The organism is Bradyrhizobium campsiandrae, from assembly GCF_014529705.1.
Classification (GTDB): domain Bacteria; phylum Pseudomonadota; class Alphaproteobacteria; order Rhizobiales; family Xanthobacteraceae; genus Bradyrhizobium; species Bradyrhizobium campsiandrae.
This window is the reverse complement of record NZ_JAANIH010000001.1, coordinates 221633-241977: the sequence shown is the minus strand read 5'-3', so window position 1 is coordinate 241977 and position 20345 is coordinate 221633. Positions and strand designations below refer to the sequence as shown.

The 20345-nt window shown below is 65.4% G+C and carries 18 protein-coding genes; 12 read left to right on the top strand and 6 right to left on the bottom strand.

The window, feature by feature from the left end:
* Positions 1 to 122 precede the first annotated feature (122 nt).
* Entirely contained in the window at positions 123 to 3929 is a 3807-nt protein-coding gene (locus G8O24_RS01220; protein ID WP_188095683.1) for a tetratricopeptide repeat protein, read from the top strand.
* 80 nt (positions 3930 to 4009) lie between these two features.
* A complete protein-coding gene (locus G8O24_RS01215) occupies positions 4010 to 4243 on the top strand; it encodes a hypothetical protein (RefSeq protein WP_188095681.1) in 234 nt (77 codons plus the stop codon).
* Positions 4244 to 4443: 200 nt separating this feature from the next.
* Here G8O24_RS01215 and fliP read toward each other — a convergent pair whose 3' ends face one another.
* Together fliP and G8O24_RS01205 are read right to left on the bottom strand one after the other, a co-directional pair.
* Positions 4444 to 5232 (bottom strand): flagellar type III secretion system pore protein FliP, encoded by a 789-nt coding sequence (fliP, locus tag G8O24_RS01210; RefSeq protein ID WP_188095679.1) that lies wholly within the window; start codon positions 5230 to 5232, stop codon positions 4444 to 4446.
* Positions 5229 to 6230, bottom strand: a complete 1002-nt coding sequence (locus tag G8O24_RS01205; protein ID WP_188095677.1) for a flagellar biosynthetic protein FliO — start codon at positions 6228 to 6230, stop codon at positions 5229 to 5231. Before G8O24_RS01205 ends, fliP begins: the two co-directional genes overlap by 4 nt.
* Before the next feature lie 363 nt (positions 6231 to 6593).
* On the opposite strand from G8O24_RS01205, the gene flgB reads away from it, so the two are divergent.
* The 9 genes from flgB to G8O24_RS01160 all read left to right on the top strand — a co-directional run bounded on the left by flgB (position 6594) and on the right by G8O24_RS01160 (position 15031).
* A complete protein-coding gene (gene flgB / locus G8O24_RS01200) occupies positions 6594 to 6998 on the top strand; it encodes a flagellar basal body rod protein FlgB (RefSeq protein WP_188095675.1) in 405 nt (134 codons plus the stop codon).
* Positions 6999 to 7016: 18 nt separating this feature from the next.
* On the top strand, positions 7017 to 7442 hold the full coding sequence (gene flgC, locus G8O24_RS01195) for a flagellar basal body rod protein FlgC (protein WP_188095673.1): 426 nt from the start codon (positions 7017 to 7019) through the stop codon (positions 7440 to 7442).
* Between the two features lie 17 nt (positions 7443 to 7459).
* Positions 7460 to 7768 carry a flagellar hook-basal body complex protein FliE gene (gene fliE / locus G8O24_RS01190; protein WP_188095671.1) on the top strand — a complete coding sequence of 103 codons (309 nt, stop codon included), beginning with the start codon at positions 7460 to 7462 and terminating at the stop codon, positions 7766 to 7768.
* Positions 7769 to 7936: 168 nt separating this feature from the next.
* Positions 7937 to 8200, top strand: coding sequence for a flagellar biosynthesis protein FliQ (gene fliQ / locus G8O24_RS01185; protein WP_188095669.1), 264 nt, complete (start codon positions 7937 to 7939; stop codon positions 8198 to 8200).
* Positions 8201 to 8217: 17 nt separating this feature from the next.
* The gene (gene fliR / locus G8O24_RS01180; RefSeq protein ID WP_188095667.1) at positions 8218 to 8988 is read left to right on the top strand and encodes a flagellar biosynthetic protein FliR; all 771 of its coding nucleotides are present in this window, start codon (positions 8218 to 8220) and stop codon (positions 8986 to 8988) included.
* A 9-nt stretch (positions 8989 to 8997) separates the two neighbouring features.
* Positions 8998 to 10077, top strand: coding sequence for a flagellar biosynthesis protein FlhB (flhB, locus tag G8O24_RS01175; protein ID WP_188095665.1), 1080 nt, complete (start codon positions 8998 to 9000; stop codon positions 10075 to 10077).
* A 155-nt stretch (positions 10078 to 10232) separates the two neighbouring features.
* Positions 10233 to 12815, top strand: a complete 2583-nt coding sequence (gene cckA, locus G8O24_RS01170) for a cell cycle histidine kinase CckA (protein ID WP_188095663.1) — start codon at positions 10233 to 10235, stop codon at positions 12813 to 12815.
* Positions 12816 to 13148: 333 nt separating this feature from the next.
* Positions 13149 to 14141 carry a Tim44 domain-containing protein gene (locus G8O24_RS01165; RefSeq protein WP_188095662.1) on the top strand — a complete coding sequence of 331 codons (993 nt, stop codon included), beginning with the start codon at positions 13149 to 13151 and terminating at the stop codon, positions 14139 to 14141.
* A gap of 182 nt (positions 14142 to 14323) precedes the next feature.
* On the top strand, positions 14324 to 15031 hold the full coding sequence (locus G8O24_RS01160; RefSeq protein ID WP_188095660.1) for a glutathione S-transferase: 708 nt from the start codon (positions 14324 to 14326) through the stop codon (positions 15029 to 15031).
* A gap of 320 nt (positions 15032 to 15351) precedes the next feature.
* Here the strand turns inward: G8O24_RS01160 and G8O24_RS01155 are convergent, their stop codons facing one another.
* The 4 genes from G8O24_RS01155 to G8O24_RS01140 form a co-directional block, all read right to left on the bottom strand.
* Positions 15352 to 16026, bottom strand: a complete 675-nt coding sequence (locus G8O24_RS01155; protein WP_188095765.1) for a methyltransferase family protein — start codon at positions 16024 to 16026, stop codon at positions 15352 to 15354.
* Between the two features lie 80 nt (positions 16027 to 16106).
* Positions 16107 to 17222: a helix-turn-helix transcriptional regulator gene (locus G8O24_RS01150; protein ID WP_188095658.1), complete on the bottom strand. Its 1116-nt coding sequence runs from the start codon at positions 17220 to 17222 to the stop codon at positions 16107 to 16109.
* Positions 17223 to 17427: 205 nt separating this feature from the next.
* Positions 17428 to 17610: a hypothetical protein gene (locus G8O24_RS01145; RefSeq protein ID WP_188095656.1), complete on the bottom strand. Its 183-nt coding sequence runs from the start codon at positions 17608 to 17610 to the stop codon at positions 17428 to 17430.
* 203 nt (positions 17611 to 17813) lie between these two features.
* Positions 17814 to 18293 carry a hypothetical protein gene (locus tag G8O24_RS01140; protein WP_188095654.1) on the bottom strand — a complete coding sequence of 160 codons (480 nt, stop codon included), beginning with the start codon at positions 18291 to 18293 and terminating at the stop codon, positions 17814 to 17816.
* A gap of 258 nt (positions 18294 to 18551) precedes the next feature.
* On the opposite strand from G8O24_RS01140, the gene G8O24_RS01135 reads away from it, so the two are divergent.
* Complete coding sequence (locus G8O24_RS01135) at positions 18552 to 20207, top strand: fumarate hydratase (RefSeq protein ID WP_188095653.1); 1656 nt, start codon at positions 18552 to 18554, stop codon at positions 20205 to 20207.
* Positions 20208 to 20345 lie beyond the last annotated feature (138 nt).

Below are 20345 nucleotides of genomic sequence, written 5' to 3'. Positions count from 1 at the left end.
ACCGGTCGAATAAATCCAAAGAGATAGCGTTAAGAAGTCCTTAATTGGCAAAACCTACATTCGAGGGCATGGGCCGGCAATAGTAGCCGGCGTGGACCCGTCGAGCCGGAAGAATACCGCCAATGGCGCGAGAGGCTGCCGCTGGATTTGTGTCGCGAGCCCGCGCCTTGGCGCTGGGGCTGTCGCGCCATGTCCGCAAGGGCATCTTGCTGGGCGCCTGCGTGCTGGTCGGCCTCAATCACAATGTCGCCGAGGCTGCCGATGCGATCAGGGGTGAGGCGAGCTTTTCGGCCGGCGGCGGCTTTGCCCGTCTCGTCATCAAGCTCGGCGAGGACGTTCCCTCGGAGGTGACGACCGCCGGCTCCATCCTCATCATCCGTTTCGACCGACCTGTCGACGTTCCCGTCGATCGCGTGCCGGAAGGCGCGCCCGACTACGTCAACTCCGCCCGTCGCGACCCCGACGGCGGCGCGATCCGGCTGTCGCTGGCCCGGCGCGTTACCGTCAACACCATGAATGCCGGCGAGCGCACCTTCATCGACCTGCTGCCGGAGGGTTGGAAGGGCCCGCCGCCCAGCCTGCCGATGGACGTCGTGAAGGAGCTTGCCGAGCGCGCCCGCGCCGCCGAGCGCGCGCTGCGCGCTCAGCGCGCCGCGGCCGAGAGCAAGAAGCGTCCACCGATCCGCGTGCGGGCCTCGATCCAGCCCACCTTCGTGCGCTTCGTGTTCGAGATGCCCGACGGCGTCGGCGTCTCCTCCGTGCTCAACGAGCAGAAGCTGACGCTCGCCTTCAATGCCAATCTCAACTTCGACCTCGCGGACGCCGTCGTCGCGGCGCCCCCGAACGTCGCCTCGATCAAGCAGAAGGCCGACATCGATACGACCAGCGTCGAGATTGCGCTGATCGGCGATTCCGACGTGCACTCCTTCCGCGACGACAAGAACTACGTCGTCGACATCGCCTTCCAGCCCGACAAGGGCAAGATGGCCGCAACACCCGAAGCTGCGATCGCGAAGGCTGAAGCCGGAGGTCATGGACCGGCGCCGGCCGCTGAAAAGCCGGCCGCGGCGAAGCCGAAGGATGCCCATAGCGAGATCAAGCCGCCGACCTCGGAGACGATCGCGCGGGAAGCCAAGATTGAGGTCAAGCCCGAGGTGAAGGCAGAAGCGAAGCCCGACGCGGCTGCCGTGATGCCGGTTGCCGAAGCGCCGAAGCCCGCGCCGGCGATGACCTCGACCGAAGCCCCGCACGTCACCGAAGCGCCAAAGGCCGCGCCGCCCGCGATGGAAGCCGCCGCGCCGGCCAAGCCCGTGATGGCCGAGGCGCCCAAGGAGCCCGTGAACGACGCGGCGAAGGAGCCGGTCAAGGACGAGCCCAAGGAAACGCCCAAGGAAACCGTCAAGGAGCCGATCAAGGAAGCTTCCAAAGAAGCGCCCAAGGAAGCGCCAAAGCCTGCGCCGGCCGAGACGCAAGCCGCGCCGCCTCCTGCCGCCAGCGTCGATGCGCGGCGCGACAGCGACGGCCTGCGCGTGACGTTCCCGCTTGCCGTCGCAACGCCGGCCGCAGCGTTCCGTCGCGGTGATACGGTGTGGCTGGTGTTCGACTCGCCGAAGCCGATCGACGTCGAAGCGATCCGCACCAGGGGTGGTGCGATGATCGGCGAGGTCAGCCGCATGCCGCTGGAAAAGGGGCAGGCGGTGCGCATCCGTCTCACCCGTCCGCTGGTCTATTCGCTGACCAGCGAGGAGGTCGGCAAGGAGACCAACTGGCTGCTCACGCTCGCCGACAAGATCCAGGCGACGCCGCTGCCGCTGATGATGTCGCGCAACATCACCGATCCCGCGCTCGCCAACATCGCCATCCCCTTTGCCAATCCGGGCCTGTTGCACAAGCTCACCGATCCCGACGCCGGCGACATGCTCTACGTCGTCACCGCGCAGCGGCCGGTTCGCGGCTTCATCAAGCGGCAGGACCTCGTCGACCTCTCGCTGCTGGAATCCGCCCACGGCATCGCGATCCGGCCGAACTCCGATGAGGTCGGTGTCGAGGTCGGAGCCGACAAGGTCATTCTGGGCAAGAAGGGCGGCTTGACGCTGTCGCCGGTCGACGTCTCGGCCGAACGGGCGCCGACCGCGGTGCGGCCGGTGTTCAATCCGGAGGGCTGGCGCAAGGGCCAGTCCGAGGATTTCTGGACGCGCCAGAGCGAATTGATCACCGCGAGCTCGGCGGTCGAACCGGCGCAGCGCTCGCTGCCCCGGCTCGATCTCGCCCAGTTCTACATGTCGCGGGGGATGTATCACGAAGCCAAGTCCGTGACCGACGTGATGCTGAGCGATCCCCTCAACAAGGAGGAGAGCAGCGCGCTGATCATCCATGCGATCGCGAGCATCCTGATCGGACGGCCGGCCCAGGGCCTGAAGGATCTCGCCAATCCCGTGATCGGCAACAGCCATGATTCCCAGCTCTGGAAGGCGCTCGCCTATGCGCGCCAGGGCAAATGGGCGGACGCCCGCGAGAAATTCAAGAACGTCGAATTCGCCATCGCCTCGCTGCCGCTCGACATCCAGCGCATCGTGACGATGGATGCAATGCGCGCTTCGCTCGAGGTCAAGGACTATGCCGGCGCCTCCAAGCGCCGCGGCGAGATCGAGGTGGTCGGCGTGTCGCCGGAGGCGGCGCCCGGTTTTGCGGTGCTGCGCGGCCGGCTCGCCGAGGCGCTCGGCCACGACAAGGACGCGCTCGACGACTACAAGTTCGCCGTCGCCTCGAACGACCGCCTCGCGGCCGCCGAAGCCAAGCAGCTCGAGGTCGCGCTGCGGCAGAAGCGCGACGAGATCAGCAAGGAAGAGGCGCTGCGCGAGCTCGAGACCTTGTCGATGACCTGGCGTGGCGATGCGATCGAGGTCAAGACGTTGCAGATGCTGTCGCAGCTCTATTCCGAGAACGGTCGCTACCGCGACGCGCTCACCGCGGCGCGCACCGCGACGAGGCTGCAGCCGAACTCGGAGGCCTCGCGCCAGGCGCAGGATCTGGCGTCGGAACTGTTTACGCAGATCTTCCTGGGCCCCAAGGGCGACGAACTGCCGCCGGTCGAGGCGCTCGGGATGTTCTACGAGTTTCGCGAGCTGACGCCGATCGGCCGCCGCGGCGACGAGTTGATCCGGCGCCTCGCAGATCGTCTCGCTTCGATCGACCTGCTCGACCAGGCCGCCGAGCTGCTGCAATACCAGGTCGATCATCGTCTCGAAGGCGCTGCGCGGGCGCAGGTTGCCGCGCGGCTCGCCATGATCTATCTTGCCAACCGCAAGCCCGACATGGCGATCACGGCCTTGCGCGCGAGCCGCATCAGCGACCTCTCGGGCGAGCTGCGGCAGCAGCGCCTACTGCTGGAGGCGCGGGCGCAGAGCGACGTCGGCCGCCATGACCTCGCGCTCGACATCGTCTCCAACGTCTCCGGGCGCGAGGTGCTCCGGCTGCGGTCCGACATCTTCTGGGCGGCGCGGCGCTGGCGCGAGTCCGCCGAGCAGATCGAGCTCTATTACGGCGAGCGTTTCCGCGACTTCAAGCCGCTCAATGCGGTGGAGAAGAGCGACATCATCCGGGCCGCCGTCGGCTATGCGCTCGCAGACGATTCGATCGGCCTGTCGCGCTTCCGCGAGAAATATGCCCCCTTGATGAGCGAGAGCGCTGACCGGCTCGCCTTCGACATCGCCAGCAAGCCGGCGGCCGCCTCCAGCGCCGAATTCGCCGAGATCGCCAAGCTCGCCGCGAGCGTCGACACGCTCGACGGCTTCCTGCGCGAGATGAAGCAGCGCTTCCCTGACGCCACCGCGCGCGCACCGGCCTCGCCGCAGGCCAAGGACGAGACCGAGCACACCGGCTCGCTGCCCACGATCCCCGTCGTGCGGCAGATCAAGATGACGCGCTAGGAACTCTGCTACTTCTAGCCTCTCGACAGGTGCCGGGTGAGACGGCAACCTGTCCACTGTCCTGCCGGGAGAGCCACGATATGAGCAAGCCAGCCAAGACCGAAGCCGAACTGATCGCCATGGCGCGGGCCGAGTTGAAGGTCCATGCCGACGGCCCTGACGGCCTCATCATCTCGATCGTCCGCGACGGGGACAGCTGGGAGTTCCGGGCCGATGCCGACCAGGCGGCACGGGACAGGCCCGGCTTCCCCGAGAGCGTCGCCATGCTGGTGCAGATCGGCGATCACCTCAGCAAGCAGTATGATGTGAAATAAAGGCTCAACGTCCCGCGCGAAGCGCGGCCGGAGGCGTCGCCTCACACTCGTCATTGCGAGCGCAGCGAAGCAATCCAGAATTTTTCCGCGCGGGGCCGTCTGGATTGCTTCGTCGCAAGGGCTCCTCGCAATGACGAGGTGAGAGCTGGGGGGCTATCGCTGCCAGCGCAGAGGATGCGTTGGCGACGGCGAAATCCCGACTACCCCCCGTAACTCTGCACCAGACTTCCCGCCACCAGCGACCAGCCGTCGACCAGCACGAAGAAGATCAGCTTGAACGGCAGCGAGATCGTCGCCGGCGGCAGCATCATCATGCCCATCGACATCAGCACCGAGGCGACGACGAGATCGATGATCAGGAAGGGGAGGAACAGCAGGAAGCCGATCTCGAAGGCGCGCTTGAGTTCGGAGATCATGAAGGCGGGGACGAGGATGCGCAGCGCGAGTTCGTCCGGGGTAGCCGGCGGCGGCTCGCCGGAGAGATCCAGGAACAGCTTCAGATCCTTCTCGCGCACGTTCTTCTGCATGAAGCCACGCAACGGGACGGAGGCACGCTGGAGCGCGTCCTCGACGCCGATCTGGTTGGCGACGAGCGGGCGGATGCCGTCATCGTAGGATTTTTGCAGGACCGGTCCCATCACGAAGAAGGTGAGGAACATCGCCAGTGCCAGGATCACGGAGTTCGGCGGTGCAGTCGCGGTGCCCATCGCGGTGCGCAGCAGCGACAGCACGACCACGATGCGCGTGAACGACGTCATCATGATCAGGATCGACGGGGCGATCGACAGCACCGTGAGCAGCGCGATCAACTGGATCGCGCGCTCGGTGACGCCGCCGCCGCCAGCACCGCCACCGAGATTGATGCTGATGTCCTGCGCGTGCGCAGGCGTCGTGAGCAAAGCCGTGGCGAGCAAGCCCGTGGCGAGCAGAGCCGCGGCGATCAGGACAGAACGGACAAGAACTCTACGCGGGAAGGACGGCAGCCTCACGAAGACGGCTTCGGACGGCCGAGCAGGGAGGCCATCTCGTCTTCGAGATTTTCAAAGCTGGTCTTCTCCGCCGCCGGCCGTGCCGGAGGCGACGGCGGCTCGACCCGCGCGGCGCGCGGCGGAGGCGCGGGCGGATCCGGTGCAACCGGCGGGGCCACGGTTTCGCCCGCGGGACGGCGGAGCGCCGCTTCGAGGCGCTGGGCCATCTCGGCGAGATTCTGTTCGGCGCTCGACGGCGCGGCGGCAGCGGCCGGCGGCGGAACGGCCGGAGCTTGCAGTCCCGGCGAGGCCTGTAAGCCTGGCGGGGCCTGCGGCACGGGTGGAGGCGGCGGCGGCGCGGCTGCACGTTCGGCACGCACCGGCGGCATTTTCGCCGGCTCGCTCTGGCGTGGCGGGCGCGGCATCAGCGGCGGCTCGCTGCGCGCAACACGTGGCGGCAGCGGCTCGGGCCGGGACTCACGTTCGGGACGCGGTGCGATCGGTTCCGGCGAAAAGCCGCCCAGCGTCGGCTCGCTGCGGCGCTCGGCCAAAGCGGGCGCCGGACGGCGGACCTCGTCGGCGAAGGAAGGGCGCGCGGGCCGCGGCGGCGGCTCAGGCAGCTGAGGCTCGGGATGGTCGAGCACTTCGGGCCGAGGCGCCTCGTCGGCCCAGCTGCCGGCATCGGGCATCGGGGCGAGGCGCGGCGGTTCGGCAGCGCTGGGACGTTGCGGGATCTGATCGCGGCCACTGGCGGCGCGGACGATGTTCGGTTCGACGACGATGTCGGTCGGACCGCCGATCATCAGCAGATGTTCGACGTTGTCGCGGCGGACCAGCACGAGGCGCCGGCGGCCATCGACCGCGGCCGCGTCGATCACGGCGAGACGGGGCATCCTGCCGCGCTGGGTATTGGCGCCGAGCCGCGTGGTCGCGAATCGGCGGACCAGCCACGCCGCGACGCCGATCAACGCCAGAACGACGATGAACGCGACGATGAAAGTGATAGGGCTACCGTTCATACCTGTCCCCGGTAAATGGCGCTTCTCTCGTGCCTATGGTCGGATGCGCCGACCACCGGCGTGCGATGCCCCAAACCTGCGATTTCTTAACGTCCTGCGGCAAGTTTTGCCGTCCCCAACTCTTAATAACCTATGAATCGCCCGATCCAAAACGACTTCTTGGTCCGTGCTCGGGCCGCCAAGCGATTGGGTTAATGCGGCTTTTGGAATCGGTAGAATCACGGGGAAGGCCCTGCATGTCTCAATCGGAAACATGCATCTGCCCCGCCTTAACCACCTGTTAACCATACACGCGGCAAATTCTGCCTAGCTTCGGCCCCGCGTCCGCACCCGGGGCCCAGCGAGGCGGAAGGAGCCGCAACGATGTCGATCAACGATCTTCCGGTGCTGTCGGCGCTTCGCACCAAGATGCAGTGGCACCAGGAACGCCAGCGCGTCCTGTCCGAGAACGTCTCCAATTCCGACACGCCCAATTTCCGGCCGCGCGAGCTGGTCGAACCCAAATTCGACAAGGCCGGCGCGCTCGCGAGCTCGATGGGGCCCCTGGCCATGACCGTCACCAGCGCCTCGCACATGACGCCCTCCGGGGCGGCCTCGAGCTTCGACCAGAACAAGAATGCGGGTTTCGAGACCCGCCCTGCGGGCAATGCCGTCAATCTCGAGGAGGAGATGATGAAGTCCGCCAACAACCAGATGGATTACGCGGCGGTGACTTCGCTCTATTCGAAGAGCCTGCATCTTCTGAAAACCGCGATCGGCAAGGGCTAGAGCTAGGAGAGGCGCATCATGGCGAATGACAGCAGCGATTTTGCCCGCTCCATGGCGATCGCGACCTCGGGCCTGCGGGCCCAGGCCGGGCGGATGCGGGTGATCTCAGAGAACATCGCGAATGCGGACTCGACGTCGCAGTCTGCAGGCGGCGATCCCTATCGGCGCAAGGTGCCGACATTCTCCGCGGCGCTCGACCGCACGCTCGATGCGCAGGTGGTCACGCTCGGCAGGATCAAGCCCGACCAGTCCGCCTTCCGTGTCAAATACGAGCCGAGCAATCCGGCGGCCGATGCCAGCGGCAACGTCAAATATCCCAACGTGAATTCGGTGGTCGAGATGACCGACATGCGCGATGCGCAGCGGTCCTACGAGGCCAATGTCAACATCATCAGTGCGACGCGCCGGATGATCCAGCGCACGCTCGACATCCTCAAGAGCTGAACAGGAAGCCTTAAGCCATGGCAACACCGACAATCGCGGCCAATGCCTACGCCAACCTTGCGCGCGTGCTGGAGAACGGCGGCGCCGGCAAGGGCAGCGAGCCGAACGGACAGTCGTTCGCCTCGCTGCTGAAGGACGCCGTCGGCAGCGTGGTGGAATCGGGCCGCAAATCCGATGCGCAGACCGTGGCGATGGCCAACGGCAAGGCCAACGTGATGGACGTGGTGACGGCGGTCGCCGACACCGACGTCGCGGTGTCGACGCTGGTCTCGGTCCGCGACCGCGTGATCGCAGCCTACGAAGACATCATGAAGATGCCGATCTGAATTTGGCGCTGGCGCTTGCCCAGGCGTCATTGCGAGCGCCGCGAAGCAATCCAGAGTCTTTTCGCGGTAACCAGTCTGGATTGCTTCGCTGCGCTCGCAATGACGGGGAGGGGCCGTGTGATTCTCGCCGGAGTGGTGGGGATGAGGCTTGAATAAGGGAATTCTGCAATGACCGGACCTGAAACCCTCGACGTCGCGCGCGATGCGATCTGGACCATCGTGGTCGTGTCCTCGCCGCTGATGGTGGTCGGGCTCGTGGTCGGCGTGATCGTGTCGCTGTTCCAGGCGCTGACGCAGATCCAGGAACAGACGCTGATCTACGTGCCGAAGATCCTGGCGATCTTCGCCACGATGCTGCTGGCGCTGCCGTTCATGGCCGATGCGCTCCATTCCCACATGCTGCGGATCTCGTCGCGAATCATCGGCGGCTGAGGCACTATGCGCCCACCATGCGCATCGACGTCTCGCTGCTGCCGGCGCTCGCCGCGGCCTTCATGCTCGCCTTCGCCCGGGTCGGCGCGATGGTGATGCTGCTGCCGGGGCTGGGAGAGACCAACATCCCGACGCGGGTGAAGCTGTCGATCGCGCTCCTCCTCACGCTGATCATCCTTCCGCTGCACCGGAACGCGTATCAGGTCGACATGGGCTCGCTCGCGCCGCTGCTGGTCCTGATGCTGCATGAGATTGTGATCGGCATCGTGCTGGGCGCCACCGCGCGCGTGACGCTGTCGGCGCTGCAGGTCGCGGGCGCCGTGATCGCACAGCAGATGGGGCTCGGCTTCGTCACCTCGGTCGATCCGACGCAGGGGCAGCAGGGCGTGCTGGTCGGCAATTTCCTGACCATGCTCGGCGTCACCCTGCTGTTTGCCACCGACAGCCATCATCTGGTGATCGCGGCGCTGAACGACAGCTATGCGATCTTCGCGCCGGGCGAGACCGTGTCGAGCGGCGACGTCGCTTCGCTGGCGACGCGGGCATTTTCCGCCGCGTTCCTGCTCGGCCTGCAACTGTCGGGGCCGTTCCTGGTGTTCGGCCTCGTCTTCAATATCGGGCTCGGCGTGCTGGCGCGCCTGATGCCGCAGATGCAGGTCTATTTCGTCGGCGTGCCGCTGTCGATCTTCGCGGGCTTCATGGTGCTGGCCGTGGTGCTGACGGCGATGATGGGCACCTATCTCGACTATTTCATCGGTGTCATGCACCAGATGCTCCCATTGAAATAAGAGGGATCGATGGCGGAAGACAACGATCCGGAGAGTCAAACAGAAGACCCGACGCAAAAGCGTCTCGAAGAGGCGCTTGAACGCGGCGACGTCGCCAAAAGCCAGGAGATCAACACCTGGTTCATGATCGCGGGCGGCACGCTCGTGGTCTCGACTTTCTCGGGCTCGGTCGGCAGCGGGCTGATGAGGCCGATGCGCAACCTGCTCGCCAATTCCTGGATGATCAAAACCGACCCCGGAAATCTGCTCGCGCTGATGCAGCAGATCGAAATCGCGGTGTTGGCTGCGGTCGGCGTGCCGCTCCTGATGCTGCTGATCGCGGCGATTGCCGGCAACATGCTCCAGCACCGGCTGGTCTGGTCGGCCGAATCCCTCAAGCCCAAATTCAGCAAGCTGTCGCCGGCAGCGGGCCTCAAGCGCATCTTCGGCAAGCAGGCGGCGGCGAACTTCCTCAAGGGGCTCGGCAAGCTGATCGTGCTCGGCGCGGTCATGGCCACGGTCCTGTGGCCGGAACGGCACCGCATGGAGGCGATGGTCAAGCTCGATCCGATGGCCATGCTGGGTGCCTCGACCGGCCTGACCGTCCATCTGCTCGGCGCGGTGGTCGCGGCCCTCGCGATCATCGCCATCGGCGATTATTTCTTCCAGTATCGCAGCTGGTTCCAGCGGCAGAAGATGTCGCTTCAGGAGATCAAGGAAGAGTTCAAGCAGTCCGAAGGCGACCCGCACATCAAGGGCAAGATCAGGCAGTTGCGGCAGCAGCGCTCCAAGAAGCGCATGATGGCAGCGGTTCCCAAGGCCTCCGTGATCATCACCAACCCGACCCACTATTCGGTGGCGCTGTCCTACGAGCGCGGCATGTCGGCGCCGATCTGCGTCGCCAAGGGCGTCGACAATCTCGCCTTCAAGATCCGGGAGATCGCGCGCGAGCACGACATTCCGATCGTCGAGAACGTGCCGCTGGCCCGTACCCTCTATGCCACTGTCGAGATCGACCAGGAGATCCCCATGGAGCACTACCATGCGGTCGCCGAAGTCATCGGCTACGTCATGCGGATGAAGCGCGGTTTTAGCGCCGCGCGGCAATAAAACCCCCGAAAAGTACCGGAAATGGCTGTAAACTGGGAATCAGCGTACGCTTTCGCCCCTGCTGCCCTTGCGTCTGCGGGTCCGATTCAGGCAGGGAGGACCCCACGCGCCCCGCGGCGCGTTGATTCTCTGCCGACAGGCTGCCCTAGCGTGAAATGACCGCCGAGACCGACCACGAACTGTCACGCGAGCCCGCTGCGGCGCACGAGCCGTCGCCGCGCTCGGGCAGCATTGCGCTGGTGCTGCTGGTAGCCACCGGCCTGGTCGTGGTCGCCGTCGGGCTGATGACGCTGGGGCGTGCGCAGGCGCAGCCCTATATCCTGGGGATCCTCGCCGTGCTGGCGATGATCGGCCTGTTCAACCTGTTTGCCTTTGCCGCCGGCATCATCCGTTTCGTCGACCGCAGCCTCGACGATCCCGTGATGGGGCGTATCGCCGATCACGCCTTCGATGGGCTCGCGGTGACCGATCCGCGCGGCCATGTGGTCTATTCCAATGCGGCCTATCTGACGCTGACCGGGGCCTCCGGCCCGCAGGATGTGCGGCCCGTGGAGCGCGTCTTCATCGGCAATCCCGATGTGTCCGAAGCCGTGTTCCGCCTGCTCAAGGCGGCGCGCGAGGGCAAGCGGCAGCAGGAAGAGGTGCGTATTTCCGGCCAGGACGGCAGCCATGGGCGCTGGCTGCGCATGCGGGTGCGTCCGCTCGGCACCGGAAAGCGCGAAGCCAAATATGCGGTGTGGTCGATCGCCGACATCACCCGCGACCGCGAGCGCCAGGAGGACGTGTTCCAGGAGCTCCAACACGCGATCGAATATCTCGACCACGCGCCGTGCGGCTTCTTCTCGGTCAATCCTGCCGGCGAGCTCGCCTATGTCAATGCGACGCTGGCGAACTGGCTCGACTACGACCTCGCGGAGATCGGTTCCGGCGGATTGAAGCTTGCCGACATCGTGTCGGGTGACGGCGCTTCGCTGCTCAGCGCGGTCGTGGCCGTGCCGGGCGAGGTGAAGACCGAGGTCTTCGACATCGATCTGCGCATGCGCACCGGCAAGACCATGCCGGTGCGGCTCTATCACAAGCTCGCTTTCGGTGCCGATGGCGCGCCGGGACCGTCGCGTACGCTCGTCATCAGCCGGGCCCGCGACGAGCGCAGCGACCCTGATCGTGCCGCCGAAGTGCGCTTCATGCGCTTCTTCGACCATACGCCGATGGCGATCGCCACCGTCGACCGCGGCGGCAACGTCGTGCGGGCGAACGCGCGCTACGCCAAGCTCGCGCAGGGCCTCGGGCTCGACAGTGCCAGCAAGTCGATCTTCCGCGCCGTGAACGCGCGCGACCGGCACCTTTTGATCGCGGCCATCAATCAGGCCGCCGAAAACAAGGCCGACATCGCGCCGGTCGAGGTCGCGCTGGAGGGGACCAAGGAGCGCTGGGGGCAATTCTTCGTCACGCCGGTCGATGCGGCCGAGAACGACGCCGAAGCTGCGATCGTGCACATGCTCGAGACCACAGAGCGCCGCGCGCTGGAGAACCAGATCAACCAGTCGCAGAAGATGGAGACAGTCGGCCAGCTCGCCGGCGGCATCGCCCACGACTTCAACAACGTGCTCTCCGCCATCATGATGGCGAACGATTTCCTGCTGAACGCGCACAAGCCGACCGATCCGTCGTTCCAGGACATCATGCAGATCAAGCAGAACGCGACGCGTGCTGCGACCCTGGTACGGCAGTTGCTCGCCTTCTCGCGGCGTCAGACGCTGCGGCCGCAGGTGCTCGATCTCGGCGATGCGCTGTCCGATCTCACCATGCTGCTGCGCCGCCTGATCGGCGAAAAGGTCAAGCTCGACCTGATCCACGGCCGCGATCTCTGGCCGGTCAAGGTCGACGTCTCCCAGTTCGAGCAGGTCATCGTCAACCTCGCGGTGAACGCGCGCGACGCCATGCCCGACGGCGGCAAGCTGATCATCCGCACCGCCAATGTCGCGACGGAAGAGGCGGGCAAGCTCGCCTACAAGGGCATGCCGGCGGCGGATTATGTTCGGATCGAGGTTGCCGACACCGGCACCGGCATCCCCGCCGATATCAGGGACAAGATCTTCGAGCCGTTCTTCTCGACCAAGGAAGTCGGCAAGGGCACCGGCCTCGGCCTGTCGACGGTCTACGGCATCGTCAAGCAGACCGGCGGCTTCATCTACGTCGAGTCCGAGCCGGGCAAAGGCACCTCGTTCCACATCTTCCTGCCGCGCCATCAGGCCGAGCCGGAGGTGCAGGTCGAGCAACCTGCCGCCGTGGCCACCCCGACCGGCACCGCCAAGGAAGCGGCGCCCGCCGCGGTGGAGGCCAAGCCGCGCACCGATCTCACCGGGCAGGGCACCATCCTGCTGGTCGAGGACGAGGAGGGTCTGCGTGCGCTGAATGCCCGCGGCCTGCGCTCGCGAGGCTACACCGTGGTCGAGGCCGAGAACGGCGTCGAGGCGATGGACGTGCTCGACGAGCAGAGCGGCGCGATCGATCTTGTCGTCTCCGACGTCGTGATGCCGGAAATGGACGGCCCGACGCTGCTCAAGGCGATGCGGGAGAAGAATCCCGATATCCGATTCATCTTCGTCTCCGGCTACGCCGAAGATGCTTTCGAGAAGAGCCTGCCCGAGGGCCAGCAGTTCGACTTCCTGCCAAAGCCGTTCACGCTCAGCCAGCTCGTGGCCGCCGTGAAGGAGACGATGACGAAGCAGGGGTGAGGGGCGGCCGGCCGCGCCTCACACTCCGTCATTGCGAGCCAACGGGTCCGCGCGAAGCGCGGCCCGATGACAGGCTCCGCGAAGCAATCCAGAATCTTTCCGCAGGGGGCAGTCTGGATTGCTTCGTCGCAAGGGCTCCTCGCAATGACGAGCAGAGAGCCCTACGTCCCCTAGATCGCCGGTAACGGGCGACCACGGTTCCTGCCCGCTCCCCGGCCAAACCCCCGGTAAATATGAGCTTTTGCCACATCCCCGCGACTGAGGGCCGCAGCCCTTTGTTCCGAAACCGGCTTCCTTTTTGCTGAAGGCTGCCCATCTTACTGGCACGTCCCCATGCCGGGGATTTGGGAAACGAACATGAATTTCTCGCAATGGTCCCGCACTGTCGTGAAGACGATTGCCGTCGTTCTGGCGCTCGCGCTGCCGACGGCGCTGGCGATCTCGTCCGCTGACGCCCGCGTCGGCGGTGGCTTCTCGTCGGGTTCGCGCGGTTCGCGGACCTTCTCGGCCCCGCCGTCGACCACGACCGCGCCGGGCTCGACCTCGCAGTTTAACCGCACCTACAGCCAGCCGGGCACCGGCTTCAACAATGCTGCGCCCGCGCGCGGCGGCTTGTTTGGCCGCGGCGGCGGCTTCCTGGGCGGTCTCGCGGCCGGTTTCCTCGGCGCGGGCCTTCTGGGCATGCTGTTCGGTGGCGGTCTGTTCGGCGGCCTCGGCGGGCTGTCGTCGATCCTGGGCCTGATCATCCAGATCGTGCTCGTCGTGTTCGTGGTGCGGCTGGCGATGTCCTGGTGGCAGCGCCGCAATTCGCCGCAGGCGGCCTACGCCGGTGCGGGACCGCAGACGAGCTATCGCAGCGGCCTCGGTGGCGGTCTTGGTTCAGGTCTCGGCGGCGGCTTCGGCTTCGGCGCCAACAGCGCGCCGCTCGAGATCAAGCCTGCCGACTACGAGGCGTTCGAGCGCCTGCTCGGCGACATCCAGTCTGCGTGGTCGAACGAGGACGTTGCCAAACTGCACACGCTCGCGACGCCCGAAATGGTCTCCTATTTCGAGCGGGATCTCGCTGAGAACCGCGCGCGAAACGCGGTCAACAAGGTGACCAACGTCAAGCTGTTGCAGGGCGACCTCGCGGAAGCCTGGCGTGAAGGCGAGACCGACTACGCGACGGTGGCGATGCGCTTCGCGCTCACCGACAAGACGGTCGACCGCAACACCGGCGCGATCGTCGCCGGCAGCGAGCAGCCGGGCGAGGTCACCGAAGTCTGGACCTTCGCGCGCCGCTCCGGTGGTGCCTGGGAATTGTCGGCGATCCAGCAGACCAACTGATCGCGCAACAGTGACAAGCGAAGGGCGTCGTGCCTCAAGCACGGCGCCCTTTTTGTTTGGACGCGGAGCTCTCTGCTCGCAAAGACGGATTTGTGTGGTGTGGCTGTTCCGCCCCGCGCTGACGGAACCTTCGAATGCGTGCTACATTGGCCTCGCTGGCCAAACGCTTACGGACCCCTCTCATGAAATACGAGCTCTATTATTGGCCCGAGATCCAGGGCCGAGGAGAATATGTGCGGCTGGCGCTGGAGGAGGCGGGGGCGGCCTATGTCGACGTCGCGCGGGGAGCGCGCGGCAGCGGCGCCATGATGAAGATGATGGACGCCCGCAAGGGCACGCCGCCCTTTGCACCGCCGTTCCTGAAAGCCGGCAAGCTCGTCATTGGCCAGACCGCCAACATCCTGCTTTATCTCGGCGCCCGTCACGGACTTGCGCCAAAGACGGAAGCCGGCAAGCTCTGGGTACACCAGCTTCAATTGACGATCACCGATCTGGTGGTCGAGATCCACGACACCCATCATCCGCTCGGACCGTCGCTGTACTACGAAGACCAGAAGCCGGCGGCGAAGAAGCGCACGGCGGAATTCTGGGACGAGCGCGTGCCGAAATATCTCGGCTATTTCGAGCGGCTTCTCGATGATAATGGCGGCGCCTATGTCACCGGCCGCAGGCTGACCTATGTCGATCTCTCGCTGTTTCAGATCGTCGACGGCCTGCGCTACGCGTTTCCGAGGCGAATGAAGGCGTTCGAGACAAACATCCCCGGGCTCGCCGACCTGCACGACCGCGTCGCGGCGCGGCCGAACATCAAGGCCTATCTCGCAAGCGAGCGCCGCATTCCCTTCAACGAGCAGGGGATCTTCAGGCGCTATCGTGAGCTGGACGCTTAGAGCGTGTTCGGCTTTAGCCGACCCGGACGGAAGCTGGCGGCAGCCTCCGTTCCGGATCGGCTTCTCCAGGCGCGATCGATCGCCCAAAGACTTCGTCACTGCCGACCGTCCGCGCGCGTGGCGAGCGGGGGCGATCGTCGGAGTGATCGGGAGCAGGAGAGACATCATGCTCGTCGGGACAGGGGGGCTTGCAGAACATCATTGCGTCTCGCGTTGTGCGTCCGGATCGGAACCGCATGCCGGTGCGGGCCCTCTGTAGCGAGGTCCTGTTCTTGCGGCGTCAGTCGATCGGAGGAGGGCAACGCTTTTCGAGGGCGTCCTCACCATAGTCCGGGCAACAGGCGATATCGTACCCGCGCCGCATAATCGGCATAGCCTGACAGCCCTGCGATCAGCGTGCGCTCCTCGATGCGGATGCGGATGGCGAGCAAGACGAGGAAGAGCGGCGCTATCGCAAGGCCCCACCACGAGCCGAGGATCAGCGGCACGCTGGCGAAGAACAGGATCATGCCGCTATACATGGGGTGGCGGACATGGGCGTAGGGCCCGGTCGAAATCACGCGCTGCGCGCGTTCGGCCTGCAGCTTCACCACCGGTGCGGCGAACGAGTTCTCGCGAAAGACCCACAGCGTGAACAGCGTCGAGGCGAGGAACAGCATCAAGCCGGCGACCTGCCAGGCGACGCCCATGCTGGAGGCAAGATAGCGCCTGTCGAGGCCCATCGCGACGAGCCAGCCCAGCATCGCCACGATGAATACGATCATGAAGCCCTTGTCGGCGGCCGGCTGGTCTCTCTGAAGAACGGGACGCAAGCGCTCGGCGAGAAGCGCCGGGTCGATCCGGTAGAGCCACCAGCCGCAGAGCGGGCCGAGCAGGACGGAGGTGATCAGAAATGCCCAGGCGCCGGGCCAGTGCAGCGTTCCGGCGGACGCGAACAGCAGCGCGCCCATCGCGGCGGTGAGGATCGTGTTCTGTAACAGGAGGCGTGCGATCAGGTTCATCTGGCTCCCTCACAGCACCGATGCGATGATAGCATGCTTCCGGCCAACATGCGGCCGGCGCGACGCGCGGCGCCTCAGATCTTGATGGGAGGTGTGAAGGCCGCGATCAGCCGCACCAGATCTGCCTGTCGCTTGGTTCCGGTCTTCGTGAAGATCCTGGCGAGGTGGGTCTTGATCGTGGATTCGGCGACGCCCATGCTTCTGGCCACGTCGGGAACGCCGCCGACCTCGATAATGGAGAGGAAGACGCGTAGTTCCGCCGGCGTCAATTTGAAGAGTTTCCGGATGAGATCCGGAGCGACGATCGTATCAAGCGCTGCCTTTGTGACGAACAGGACGGCGCAGGCCTCGAAGCTGGCGCCGAACATTTGACGGCGCCCAGCGGTCAGCGGCACGAAATGGGCCACATAATGCGAGCCGTCGCGCGCCGCCAGATGAAGCGAGATGCCCGTCATCGCTCGGTCGCCGAGGCCTGTGCCTGCCAACGCCTGTCTCAGGATACGATCCGCATTCGGGTCGGATGTCATCAGCCGGCCATGGACCGAACGAAGCACGTCCGCCTCGTCCAAGATCTCCTGCGCGCTCGCATTGGAGTGGGTGATATGGCCGTTGGCATCAAGCAGCAGGATGGCGGCGCGCAGGGCGTCGAGCGTGTGGGCCGAGATTGCCTCGAGGGCGTTCTGCTGCTGCAGCTTCTGCCTGACATGCATGGCCCGCTGCATATGCGGCGTGATGTAGGAGATCACCTGATACATCCTGCGGTCGACAAGTCCGCCGGCCTTCATGACCGAGAGGCGGGACAATCCCGCAGCGGACTTGTCGAGCAGAAGGTTGGCGGCGTCATCGAGACCCTGCGGCCGCGTCCATTCGTTGTAGAACATGGTCGTCCGGAATTCGCCGACATCGATCCAGTCTCCGATCGTCTGGATCTGGCCGACCGGCGCGTGGAGCACGCCCCGCGACGGATCGAATGGCTCGTAGGTTTCGATATAGGATCGAACGTAGGAGGGATCGACGCCGACGGCATGCGAGATCACGGCCTCGCCGGCGGGCCCAATCCGGACCAGACCACCGCTCCGGCCACCTGCGAGATCGACGATGCTGCCAAGCGTCGACGTCCACAGGGAATCGTCGAGCGCCGCATCGTAGATGTCTCCCACCAGCGAGAGCAGCTGTACACTCAGTTCCATCGGCTCGTCCCATAAACGCATGGAGGGGGCTTGTTCGGCCCCGCAGATGAGCACGCCGGATGTGGAAATTTGATGAGCCGGATCACACTTGAGGGTACGAAGCACTCAGGCCGAGGGCCAATGGCTTGGCTGTACGTCCGGCAAACCCGGACACGCGAAAGGCCCGGTCGTTATGACCGGGCGATCCATCGCTAGGCAGGCGCGATCAGGCGAGCTGATCGATCCGTGTGCCCTGGCCCGGCGGCAGCGGCGCAGGCGGCGTCGGCTGATGGGTCGGATCGCTATCCTGGCTCTTGGTCTGGTCGTCGGGCTGCTTGGTCGTGTCGTAGCTCGGAACCACGATCGCGATCGGCGGCGGAGCAACGGTCGAAACGTTGGAAACGCTCATCCACAAATCCTCACACATGGAAACGATTGACCCTGCCCCGCAGGAGACGAAATTTCCTTCAAGGCAATCGTTAAAATGCGAGGGATCTGGTCGCTTCCTTGTCATTGCGAGCGCGGCGAAGCAATCCAGAGTCCGTCCGCGGAGACAAGTCTGGATTGCTTCGCTGCGCTCGCAATGACGGAATGTGCGGTGAGGAGCCCGGCTTATTCGTCCTTCGGCCGCGTGATCGCGATCGCCGCGTCCGTCTTGGTGCGCGTGCATTCCATGTTGAGGCGCTTGTAGCGCATCGTGATCTTGTCGCCGCGCAACAGGCCCATGCGCTTCAGGCAGCGCGTCGCGCCGGTCGTGGTGTCGTCCTTCGTCACGGTGAAGATGATCGCGGCCGCGGAGGCGACCAGGTCATAGAACTGCGGCGTCGGCTTGCGCTCGCCCTTGGCGTAGAGCTCGTTGGAGTAAGCGGCTCCCTGTGCGCGGCAGCCGAGCGAGAGCTCCTTTGCCGCCGGGTGGGTCAGGTAGATGATGTTGGCGGCCTTGAAGTTGACCTTCAACCCGTCGATGCCGCCGGCGAGCTGCTTGGCGATGTCGTCGCACTGGTCCGCCCGAGCAGGCGCAGCGATGGTCACAAGGCCGATGATTGCGGCGGCGACCACAATCGCGCCGCGAACGTCCAGTCTCAAAATCATGATGAAAAGCCCCTTAAGCGCGCGCATTCAACCGTCGCCGCGCGCGAAGCGCAAGGGGTGCAGCCCGGCTCGATCGGGCACAACTACAGCTATTCACCGGCAGAGTGCGGGCAGCAAAAATGGCCGCCATGGGACCAAATGGGGTACCGAATCGGGATGCCCCCGCCGCACCGGAACGCCTTCCCTTTGCGGCAAAAAAGCTTAGAACGCTTCTATGCTTAGAGGCCCCGCGAGGGCTGCAGAACCCGAGATCGCCCCATGAACGCTCCGACCGCCTTCCCCGACCAGTCCAAGCCCGTCCCGCCCTACAAGCACACCCCGCTGTTTCCGCTCGGCAAGGACGAGACCCCCTACAAGAAGATTTCGTCCGAGGGGGTCAGGGTCGAGAAGGTCCTCGGCAAGGACATGTTGGTGGTGTCGCGCGAGGCGCTGCGCTCGCTGTCCGAGGCGGCTTTCGGCGACATCAATCATTATCTGCGCCCCGGCCATCTGAAGCAGCTCCGCGCCATCCTGGAAGACGGCGAGGCGAGCCCGAACGACAAGTTCGTGGCGCTGGACTTCCTGAAGAACGCCAATATCGCCGCCGGCGGCGTGCTGCCGATGTGTCAGGACACCGGCACTGCGATCATCATGGGCAAGAAGGGCTGCAACGTCATCACCGACGGTGACGACGAGGCCGCGCTGTCGGAGGGCGCGCGCGATGCCTATCTGCGCCGCAACCTGCGCTACTCGCAGGTCGCGCCGCTCTCGATGTACGAGGAGAAGAACACCGCCAACAACATGCCGGCGCAGTGCGAGATCTATGCCGAGGGGGATGACGCCTACAAGTTCATGTTCATGGCGAAGGGCGGCGGCTCCGCCAACAAGAGCTTTCTGTTCCAGGCGACGCCCTCGGTGCTGACCAAGGACCGGCTGCTGGCCTTCCTGAAGGAAAAGATCCTCACCCTCGGCACCGCGGCGTGCCCGCCCTATCATCTCGCCATCGTCATCGGCGGCACCTCGGCCGAGCTCTGCATGAAGACGGTGAAGCTCGCCTCCGCCCGCTATCTCGATGCGCTGCCGACCCACGGCTCGCCCGACGGCAATGCCTTCCGCGACGTCGAGATGGAGAAGGAAATCCACAAGATGACGCAAAGCCTCGGCGTCGGCGCGCAGTTCGGCGGCAAATATTTCTGCCACGACGTCCGCGTGATCCGCATGCCGCGCCACGGCGCCTCGCTGCCGATCGGGCTCGGCGTGTCCTGCTCGGCCGATCGCCAGGTGCTCGGCAAGATCACCAGGGACGGCGTCTATCTCGAGGAGCTCGAGCACAACCCGGCGCAATATCTGCCTGAGGTCGAGCAGTCGCTGGGCGGGGAGGTCGTCAAGATCGATCTCAATCAGCCGATGAAGGACATCCTGGCGACGTTCTCGAAGTACCCGATCAAGACCCGCGTCTCGATGACCGGCACCATGATCGTCGCGCGCGACAGCGCGCACGCGAAACTCCGCGAGCGGCTGGAGAAGGGCGAGCCGCTGCCCGACTATTTCAAGAACCACCCGGTCTATTACGCCGGCCCGGCCAAGACGCCCGAGGGCTACGCCTCCGGCGCGTTCGGTCCGACCACGGCGGGCCGCATGGATTCCTTCGTCGACCAGTTCCAGGCCGCCGGCGGCTCGATGGTGATGGTCGCCAAAGGCAACCGCGCGCCGGCGGTGCGTGAGGCCTGCAAGAAATATGGCGGCTTCTATCTCGGCTCGATCGGCGGCGCCGCGGCGAACCTTGCCGAGCACTGCATCAAGAAGGTCGAGGTGCTCGAATATCCCGAGCTCGGCATGGAAGCGATCTGGCGCATCGAAGTCGTCGACTTTCCCGCCTTCATCATCATCGACGACAAGGGCAACGACTTCTTCAAGGAGTTGAACCTGGGCTGAGGCTTGTTTTCACCTCTCCCCGCTTGCGGGGAGAGGTCGACGCGCTCACAGAGCGCGGCGGGTGAGGGGGTACAGGTCTCGCGGAAGTCTCGTGCGTGGAGAGAGCCCCTCACCCCGACCCTCTCCCCGCAAGAGCGG